The sequence below is a fragment of the Halorhodospira sp. 9621 genome (genome assembly GCF_022228055.1).
Lineage (GTDB): Bacteria > Pseudomonadota > Gammaproteobacteria > Nitrococcales > Halorhodospiraceae > Halorhodospira > Halorhodospira halophila_A.
Genome location: NZ_JAJNRD010000065.1, coordinates 1 through 3589, shown reverse-complemented (window position 1 = coordinate 3589; position 3589 = coordinate 1). Strand labels below are relative to the sequence as shown.

The window sequence follows — 3589 nt, the reverse complement described above, 5'->3', positions numbered from 1 at the left end:
CCGCGAGATCGTCGGCTGCGAGGCCAGCTTCCGCTCGATGACCTGGGCACCGCGTCGGTCGCTGCCGCAGGCGGCGAGCATCGGGTCATCGCGCAGCGTCTCGGCGTCGGCCTGATCGTCCCAGCCCTGGCCGATCATCAACAGGGTGTCGCGAAGCAGCTCGCCGAGCACGTGCTTGACCCGATCCGGATCCCGGGGGTCCGTCAGGCGCTCGGTCAGCCAGGAGATGATTCCGGTCCGCTCGAGTGCCTCGCGCTGAAGGTAGACCCCGGCCTCCGAACTCAGTCGCTCCGGGCGGGTCTCGACTTGGATCGCGCTGTTGAACGTCGCTTTGGATAGCGGTAGCGTTTCACCCATGGCGTAGCGTCGGCTCTGGTTCGTGTGGTCTGCAACTTCATGATTATCCAGAAACTCCGGCGCTACGCCAACCTATTTCCCCGCCTGCGCTGAATAATCCGGGGTGATCCATCTACGCGACCCAGCGAGGAACGCGAAAAGTGGGCCGGGACGTGTAAACCGGGGTATACTTGCGCCTAGAGATACGCGTCCCGGCAAGTGCGTGGAGCACGGTGTGGTGGGCGGCGCGAGGGGGAGGTGGTGACAAAAGTAGGCAGGGGGGGAGGCGGCGGGTACACCCTCATCGAGATCGTTCTCGTCCTGGTGATCCTCAGCATCGTGGCCGGGATGGCCGCTTCCGGCCTTGGCGGTTCGGCTGGCGCTGCGACGGTGATGGAGGCGCGGGATCAGCTGATGTCGGATCTGCGGGCCGCGCGTTCACGCGCGATGGTTTGCGGGTTCGAGGATGGGGCTCGCCAGGTGGATGTCGTGCTGACGGGCGGCGGCTGGGAAGTGGATGGCGAGGACTGCCCCGGGGGCGGTCATAGGCAGCGCACACTTGCGGACGGGGTGTCGCTGAGTCCGTCCGGGGAGACCGTGACCTACCGCTACCCGAACGGGGATCTTGCGGCGAGCACGGATATACGGCTGAGGCTCTCGGGGGATCGGGGGGCGGCACGGTGCCTGCTGGTCCGGGGAGCGTCGGGTAGCGTGGAGCCTACCGATTGTGATTAGAGAATCAGGTTCGGGAAGAGTACGTCTCCGTGCAGGGGCTCAGGCGCCGGACCGGCGGATTGGCCGGCAGGCGGGGATGACGCTGCTGGAGATGGTGGTCGCAATCAGCGTGATGGGTTTCGTCATGGCCATGATCGCCACCCTGTATGCGTACTTCGCGGTGCAGAGGGATCTTAGCGATGTGGACCGCTACAGCCGGATGGCGAGCAGTTGCGCGGAACTGGTGCGCGGTGGGCATATCAAGGGCGTAGTACGGGAACAGGGCTGCGCCGCCCCGGATGCGTCGTGCTCGGTCATTCCCGGCGGCGAGATGGGAGAAGTCTTCGACGATCCGGACCTTGGCAGGCTTGCCGAGCACTTCTGTGCCAACGATGCCAACACGCAGATGGCCTGCTGCCGGACGAGCCTCGACGGCGCATCCGTCCTGCGGTTCGAGGTCAGTAATCCAGATCAGGACTATAAGCCTGTGCACGTTGGGCTGCCACGATGAGGGGCCAGGGGATGGGTGATGTACGCCGAGCCGCCGCCGACCGCAAGGCGCGGCCGCCCAGAGAGCGGGGGGTTACCCTCATCGAGCTGGTCATCGTGCTGTCGATCGCCGCGGTGGTCGCCGTGATGGTCACGCAAGCGCTGGTGGCGGCCTTCAAGGGCACAGGGCTGTATCGCAGCCTGGATACGGCGCAGGTCGAGCTCAACCACGCTTTCGGGCGCATGGCGAACGAGATCCGCCGTATGGAGCATGAGGCTGAGTTGGCGCCGGACGCCTGCTCGGCTCAACTCGTCGAGGACGGCCGTGCGCTCAGCCTCGCGTTCCAGCCGCCTGACGACGATCGACTGCAGTTCCGGATTCCCTTGCCCGACGAGCATGCGGTTGCGGACGTGGCTCTGCGCTGTCCTGGTGAGGCGGTGACGGGCCACGAGGGGATCTACGTCGTGGAACTCTGGTTGGATCGGTCCCCCTTTACCTCGGACGCCTGTCTTACCGCGGCGGAGGACGAAGAGGCCGAGGAAGAAGAGGCCGAGGAAGAAGGGTGTCTATCAATTCTCGCTGTTCGGCGCGGGCAGGCGGACTGATCGGTGGCAGCTGACAGTCTGGACCCTTCGGGCGATGGTGCGGTCTGGGAGAAGGTGCAATGACAGGGGATAAAAGCAAGCGATCCACGGGGCCGGCCGGCCTGCGCCACAGGGTGGACCACCAGGGAGGCGGGGTGCTGATCGGCGCCGTAGGGGCATTGGTGCTGGTCGGTATCCTGGTGTCGGGGGTCGCGCAGCTTACCCAGGGACGAATCGCTGTTTCGAGCGATCTGCTCAATAGCACACGGGCCTTGCACGCCGCTGAGACGGGCTCGTTGCTCGGTGTTCAGATGGACGACTGGGACGCCGTACACGCTTTCGGGGACAGGGAGCCGGTTGCGTTTCATTTCGACGGTGATCCGGTTGCGTCGGACGACGGTGTTCCGGTGTTCACGTTCACGGGGTTGGATGCGGCGTCGTTGGATCAAGCTCAAGCCGCGCATACGGTTGAGGTCGGGCTCCCCATCAACCGCCTGCCCACCGATGCCATCACACAGCATCTAGCGGATCAGCAGGCGTGTCTCGAGGACCTCGATTTCGGCTGGTTCGAGGTGGATGAGATATGCCCGGGCGATCCGCTCTACTACTGGATTGCCCACCTGGTCGATCCCGCGGCGTATGAGTCGGACGTGGGCCTGGTGCTCTACGGCAACCGCCTGGATATCCCCAAGGCCGCTGATAAGGTGCATTTCCAACGGCCGGTCTTCTTCGAGGGCTCGGTGACCATCAGTATCGACTCGGCCGCACGTACCAGGGCGGATGTCTACTTCGACCGAGGCGTGTGGTTCGGCGGGGACGCCACCCTGCTGGTCGAGGGACGAGCGCAGCAGCAGAGCGGCTGGACCGATTTCGAGTTCCGGGATACGGCCGTCTTCCGCGGTGATGTCCACCTCTTTAGCGGGGACAATAGCCTGTTGGCGCTGGGGGATCCTCCTAGCCACTATCGCCTTAGTGGGGGTGACCGTGCTGATTGTAAGCCACCGCGGCGAAATTGTAAGGAGTATGACCCTCCTCGAGACTTCGATCGCCTGCGTTTCTCGACGCTCTCGTTCGGCGGCGACGTCTACTTCGGCTACGATAACGCCCCGGAGCTGCCGCTCGTCCATGATACCGGGCGCGCAGGGAGTATGGATTCTGGTATCTCGTTCGACGGCGATGTGTTCACCAGAGACGAGGACGGCTGGGTCAGCTATGCGGACGATGACATCGACTATGTGCGTGGGCGACCCGAGATAACCGGCGATGTAAGCTGCACGGACGAGGAGCTTCCCTTGAGCTGTGATCCGGCGTTCGCGGTGGGTGATGTGGATGGTACAGTCCGGAGTTGGTCGTACCGCGATTGACTTCCTCCTCGCCCTCAAGGATGAGGATTCCGGTGCTCACGCAGCCGGTCTCTCGTTTCCGAGAGGAATTCGGGCGTCCGTCCAGCGGTGCTTGTCCCACC

Annotated in this window: 5 protein-coding genes; 4 read left to right on the top strand and 1 reads right to left on the bottom strand. The window is 64.3% G+C overall.

Annotated elements, in window-relative coordinates; genetic code table 11:
• A partial coding sequence (locus LRF89_RS12990; protein ID WP_238637333.1) for a transposase occupies positions 1-357 on the bottom strand: 357 nt, incomplete at its 3' end.
• Between the two features lie 240 nt (positions 358-597).
• On the opposite strand from LRF89_RS12990, the gene LRF89_RS12985 reads away from it, so the two are divergent.
• From LRF89_RS12985 to LRF89_RS12970, 4 genes are all read left to right on the top strand, one after another.
• The gene (locus LRF89_RS12985) at positions 598-1071 is read left to right on the top strand and encodes a pilus assembly FimT family protein (protein ID WP_238637332.1); all 474 of its coding nucleotides are present in this window, start codon (positions 598-600) and stop codon (positions 1069-1071) included.
• A complete protein-coding gene (locus LRF89_RS12980; protein ID WP_338018529.1) occupies positions 1064-1561 on the top strand; it encodes a type II secretion system protein in 498 nt (165 codons plus the stop codon). The genes LRF89_RS12985 and LRF89_RS12980 overlap by 8 nt, the downstream gene beginning before the upstream one ends.
• 11 nt (positions 1562-1572) lie before the next feature.
• Positions 1573-2145 (top strand): PulJ/GspJ family protein, encoded by a 573-nt coding sequence (locus LRF89_RS12975; RefSeq protein WP_238637330.1) that lies wholly within the window; start codon positions 1573-1575, stop codon positions 2143-2145.
• A 134-nt stretch (positions 2146-2279) separates the two neighbouring features.
• A complete protein-coding gene (locus LRF89_RS12970; RefSeq protein ID WP_238637329.1) occupies positions 2280-3488 on the top strand; it encodes a hypothetical protein in 1209 nt (402 codons plus the stop codon).
• The last annotated feature ends 101 nt before the right edge of the window (positions 3489-3589 follow it).